The 5,464-nt window shown below is 66.9% G+C and carries 4 protein-coding genes; 2 read left to right on the top strand and 2 right to left on the bottom strand.

The genetic code is table 11. The annotated features are described in order from the left end of the window. Window positions 1–218: 218 nt before the first annotated feature. Window positions 219–1,142, bottom strand: a complete 924-nt coding sequence (gene era / locus FVW20_RS06605; protein ID WP_196608810.1) for a GTPase Era — start codon at window positions 1,140–1,142, stop codon at window positions 219–221. Between the two features lie 1,001 nt (window positions 1,143–2,143). Here era and FVW20_RS06600 point away from each other — a divergent pair. Next, complete coding sequence (locus tag FVW20_RS06600; RefSeq protein ID WP_196608809.1) at window positions 2,144–2,419, top strand: hypothetical protein; 276 nt, start codon at window positions 2,144–2,146, stop codon at window positions 2,417–2,419. An 83-nt stretch (window positions 2,420–2,502) separates the two neighbouring features. On the opposite strand, the gene sfsA is transcribed toward FVW20_RS06600, so the two are convergent. After that, complete coding sequence (sfsA, locus tag FVW20_RS06595; RefSeq protein ID WP_196608808.1) at window positions 2,503–3,264, bottom strand: DNA/RNA nuclease SfsA; 762 nt, start codon at window positions 3,262–3,264, stop codon at window positions 2,503–2,505. A 454-nt stretch (window positions 3,265–3,718) separates the two neighbouring features. Between sfsA and FVW20_RS06590 the strand changes: the two genes are divergently transcribed. Beyond that, the gene (locus FVW20_RS06590) at window positions 3,719–4,891 is read left to right on the top strand and encodes a pyridoxal phosphate-dependent aminotransferase (RefSeq protein WP_196608807.1); all 1,173 of its coding nucleotides are present in this window, start codon (window positions 3,719–3,721) and stop codon (window positions 4,889–4,891) included. The last annotated feature ends 573 nt before the right edge of the window (window positions 4,892–5,464 follow it).

Below are 5,464 nucleotides of genomic sequence, written 5' to 3'. Positions count from 1 at the left end.
AGGCCGGATACCAGGACCCAGCGGTCCAGCAGGGCCTGTGCGGCTTCGGGCGGCAGAAAGGCGGAGGCGGCTGCAATATCGTGCGGCATGGCATCATCCCGGATGGCAAAAAGCGTTAGCGCCGCCCGCCGCACGACAAACGGCGGACGGACGGCGCGAAAACCGTCGACGGCGGCCCGGCAGCGGCCATGCGTGGCCAGCCTGCCGGGGGTGCGTCGCTATTCGTCGGCCAGACCCAGCGAACGCAGAAAGCCCACGTCCTCGGTCCAACCTTCGCGCACCTTGACCCACAGTTCAAGATGCACCTTCTTTTCCAGCAGGTCCTGAATGTCCACGCGAGCCTTGGTGCCAAGGTCCTTGATGGTGGCCCCGGCCTTGCCGATGACCATGGACTTGTGCGAGGGGCGGCCCACGTAGATCACCGCGTGGATGGTGACGAGGTCGCGCCCTTCCTCTTCATCCCACTTCTCGATTTCCACGGCCACGGAATAGGGCAGTTCCTGGCGCAGGGCCAGAAACAGCTTTTCACGCACGATTTCCGCCGCCATGAAGCGCACCGGCAGGGTGGAAAGCTGGTCTTCCGGGTACAGGGCGGGGGCCACGGGCAGCTTGGACTTCACCAGCTGCACCAGTTCCGGCAGGCCGTCGCGCTTCAGCGCCGAGACGGGGAACACCTCTGCCTTGGGCCACAGCTTCTGCAACTCTATGAACAGGGGCAGCATCTTGGACTTGTCGCGGAACAGATCCACCTTGTTCACGGCCACGATGACCGGGCGTTCTTCGGCGGCCACGGCGTCCATCAGCGGCTTTACGTCGTTTTCGAGAAAGTCCGGCTTCTTGATGTACAGGTCCGCGTCCAGCATGACCAGGATCACGTCGGCGCTGTGCATGGACTGCCACGCCGTCTGCAGCAGGATCTTGTTCATGCGGCCGCGCTGCTGGTGGATGCCGGGGGTATCCATGAAGATGACCTGCGCGTCCGGCTCGGACAGGATGCCCACGATCTGGTTGCGGGTGGTCTGGGCGCGCGGGGTGACGATGGCCACCTTGTGGCCCAGCGCAGAGTTGAGCAGCGTGGACTTGCCCGCGTTGGGCGGCCCCAGCAGGGCAACCCAGCCGCAGCGGTGTTCGGTCTTGATCATTATATATGCTCCTTGCGGAAAAAAAGTCGTGTTCTCCGCCGCATGTTCCACAGCACGGGCCGTGCGTCAAGGAACGGCGGGAGAATTTGGCGGACGTGCGGGGTGCGGGCCGGTAAAAATCCGGCCCCGGGCCGGGCGCGGATCGGGCACAGGGCCAGTCGCGAACCAGTCGCGAGCCAGCCGCGGATCGGGCGCAGGCCGGATTGGCCGGTACCGCCTGCAGCGGGCACGCCCCGGCGGCATGAAACATGGAGTGAGAAGGATGCGGGCACCGCCCGCGCCTGCCGATGCCTGAACCGCAGGGGCCGAATAGGCCTGCATCGGTGTGCGTCCGTGTGCATCCGTGTGCATCCGGGGTACGTCCGGGTGCATCCGGGTGCGCCCGGGTGCGTCCGTGCCCATCGGTGCGCTTCGGGCCTGCGTCGGCCCGGAAATCCTGCCCGGCATGGCGGAACAGGCCCCATACGCGGTGGGACGCGGCCCGTCAAGCCGCGCAGGGTGCGAAACAGGCCGAATGCCCCCCTCCTCGGGGCACGCGGGATAGCGGAGAGGCAGGACAAACCGGCCCGAGCGGACGGAAACCACCGGGCAGAAGCCGCCCCCTCGCAACGGCGCGACACGGCCCGTCAGGCATGGAGGCGCATCCAAAAGGTTCTCAGGTGGGACCACCGGGGGAATCCGGACGCCTTCACATCCCGCCACACCCCCCGCAGTGGGAAGCGCCCCCCGGAAAAGCCGGGAATCCTGTCCTTTTCACCCCCGGAATGCCCCCATGCACTGTTGACGTTCCGGACACCATCTGTATTACTGACCGCACGACAGAACGTGTATCGGCCACTTGGCGCGCACGTTCCGGCAAGCCTTCGGCAAGCGCCGCGCGGGACTGCCGACGGCCCTGCCGCATCCGGCCCCTGACGCGTGATGCCTGCCGCCCTGCATCAGTACGGTTCCGCGTGTCTGTCCATCGCGCCCGCGCCCACTCGCGCCCCACGGAGAACGCCATGCCCCGCAAGGTCAAATCGGTCCGCGTGCCGGAAGAACTTTCGGCCATCGACCTGTCCGGCATCATCGCCGAATGCGAAAAGTACCTGCGCGACCTGGAATCGGTCGCCATGCTCAACCAGCAGGGCGAACGCGAGGCGGCGGAGGCATTGCTGCGCGCCCGCCAGTCCGACCTTGGCCGCCGAGTGGGCATGAAGGTGTGGGAGGCCCGCAAGCAGGCCGCGCTGGAGCGGTTGCAAAAGGGCCAGAACGCACATGCTGCCGAATCGGCCTGATTCGGCAACGCATTGCTTCCATCACGCGCACGGCTCCGCTTCGGAACCGCCCTGCGCCGCAGGCAGATCGCGCCCCGCTTACATTATTTCCCCACCACCGCCATCTCGCACCCGATGTCCACCCCCGCCATGCCCACAAGGGCGCGGTGGGGGTGAATTTCCACGCCCGCCGCGCGGGCTTCGTGGAACAGTGCGGCATAGGCCGGGTCGATGTAGTCCGCCGGGCCGAAGCAGTGCCCGTCGGGCCGCTGGATAAGGTAGAACCCGGCGGCGCGCTCCCCGCGTGCCACGATGTCCATCATCTCGCGCAGGTGCTTGGCCCCGCGTTCGGTGGCGGCATCGGGAAAGGCGGCCACGTCGTCCTCCACCAGCGTCACGTTCTTGCACTCCACCCACAGGGTGGGCAGGCCGGGGCCGTCCAGTCGGGCGTCCAGCCTGCTTTCGCCGCGCCTGGCCTCGCGCCGCAGGGTGGTGTACCCGGCGGCCCACGGCAGCCGCCCGGCGTGGAAGGCCGCTTCCAGCAGCCGGTTGGGGACGGAGGTGTTCACCCCCACCCAGAAACCGCGCGGGCCGTTGCCGTCGCAGCGCACCAGTTCCTGAGTGTATTTCAGCTTGCGGTCGGGGTTGGGCGCGGGCGATGCCAACACCGCCGCGCCGGGGCGCATCAGCCCCAGCATGGACCCGGAATTGTTGCTGTGCACCCACAGGGGCGCGCCATCCACTTCCAGTTCCACACTGAACCGCTTTACCCGCCGCACAAAGCGCCCCACGACGCAGCCGGGCGGAAACGGCAACAGCGGCGCGCCGTAGCCCGTCGTGCCCATGATCGGCAAATCGTCCCCCATGCTGCCCCCCGTTGTGCCCATGATTCCGGCCATCCGTTCCCCTTCACGTTCTTTATTCACGGCACGACCTTTACCCGCGGAACCGTCGGCACCGCTGGCACCATGGGGCACGTCTCCACCCCCACCCCGCGCTCCTGCGGCATCCCTTTTTGCCTGGCGCTTTCCGTCGCCGGACATCGCCTTTCCTTACGGCAGGTTGGCGCATGGTGCGCACCGTGCGCACCGACACGGCCAGCTCCCCGCGCATCCTGCCGGTATGTTTTGATGTTTCCGCAATTTACAGTCGTCCCGTAAGCTGGTAACCAGCCGCCGAGAAGAGGCGCGCCCAAAAGCCCGCCCTGCCGCACGATGTTCTCATGCGCGGCCGCCGTGCCATCGTGCCTTTCGTGCCCAGCGCAGCATGCGGCACGCTGGCGGCAGCGCACACCATACCACGCGAACAGGACGCACCGTAATGAGAATCTCCGACCGTCTCACCCGCATCAAGCCGTCGGCCACCCTGGCCGTCAACGCCAAGGCGCTGGAGCTCAAGGCCAAGGGCGTGCAGGTGGTCAGCCTTGCCGTGGGCGAGCCCGACTTCCCCACCCCGGAACACGTGCGAGAGGCGGCCAAGACCGCCATCGACGAAGGCTTTACCCGCTACACCCAGGTGCCGGGCATTCCCGAACTGCGCCAGGCGGTGTGCGGGTACTTTGCCCGCTTCTACGGGGTGGAAGCCCCCATGGAAGCCACGGTGGTCACCAACGGCGGCAAGCAGGCACTGTACAACCTGTTCCAGTGCCTGCTCAACCCCGGCGACGAGGTGCTGGTGCCCGCCCCCTACTGGGTGAGCTACCCCGCGCTGGTGGAACTGGCGGGCGGCGTGCCGGTATTCGTGGCGTCCCCTGCGGAACGCGGCTTCAAGGTCACGCCGGAAGAACTGGACCGCGCCGTCACCCCCAGGAGCCGCGTGCTGCTGCTGAACTCGCCCTCCAACCCCACGGGCGCCTGCTACACCCGCGCGGAAACCGACGCCATCATGGAGTGGGCCATCGCCCGCGACCTGTTCGTGGTGTCGGACGAAATCTACGACCGCCTCGTCTACGAACCGGCGGAAGCCGTCAGCGTGTGCGACTGGTGGGAACGCCACCCCGAAAACGTGGCGGTGGTCAACGGCCTGGCCAAGACCTTCGCCATGACCGGCTGGCGCGTGGGCTACGCCCTGGCCCACCCCGACCTGATCAAGGCCATGACCAAGATACAGGGCCAGTCCACCTCGAACATCTGCTCCGTGGCCCAGAAGGCGGCGCTGGCCGCCCTTACCGGCCCCTACGACGCGGTGGAGGAAATGAAGAAGGCCTTCCGCCGTCGGCGCGACCTGGCCCACGGGGTGGTTTCCTCGTGGCCGGGCGTGGTCTGCCCCAAGCCCGACGGCGCCTTCTACCTGTTCGCGGACATGCGCGCCCTGTTCACCCCGGCCCTGCCCGATTCGGCCAGCCTGTGCACGCACATCATGGAGCAGGCCAACGTGGCGCTGGTGCCGGGCGCGGCCTTTGGCGACGACGCCTGCCTGCGCTTCTCGTACGCGGTGTCGGACGACACCCTGATGATTGCGCTGGACAAGGTGGCGAAGGTTCTTTTCGGCTAGGGGCCGTCAACGCTATGGTCCTTTTGCCCTCTGCCGTCCGACCCGAAGGGCGCGTAGCGTGACCGTTGGGCGAGCTTGCGAGCCCTACGGACATCGAGAGCAACGCTGTCAGAATGGTTTTTTATTCCGGTCGAATACCACAAAAGCATACTCCCTCCATAAAAAACCATTCTTCCTTGGCAGAGAACAAAAATCCCCATAGCCTTAACAGCCCCCGATTCTGCCTGATCCAAACGGTCTTTTCACCCGTTTGAAGCAAAGACGGTTCCGCAAGGGCATACCCACGCGCCGCACCGGCCTCGCCCTTCGCTGAAAAGTACGATATGACGGCGGCATGTCCCGCGCGGCTCGCGCACGCGACCGAACGGGGCATGCCGCCGCTTCGCTGGCCCCGCCCGCGCGACGGCAAGGTGCCCCCGAAATTTCACGTCGCGCCCCGCGCGGCCACGCCGCGCATCACCGGCACCCACGCCATGGGCCTTTTTTCCGGCCCGCAAGGAGCATGACCATGCCCCAGCCCCATCGCCTCGACTGGACCAACGCCTGGCCCGCCGCGCCGCTGGGCCGCCTGAC

The organism is Nitratidesulfovibrio oxamicus, from assembly GCF_015731765.1.
GTDB lineage: Bacteria > Desulfobacterota > Desulfovibrionia > Desulfovibrionales > Desulfovibrionaceae > Cupidesulfovibrio > Cupidesulfovibrio oxamicus.
This window is presented reverse-complemented; position numbering and strand designations above follow the sequence as displayed.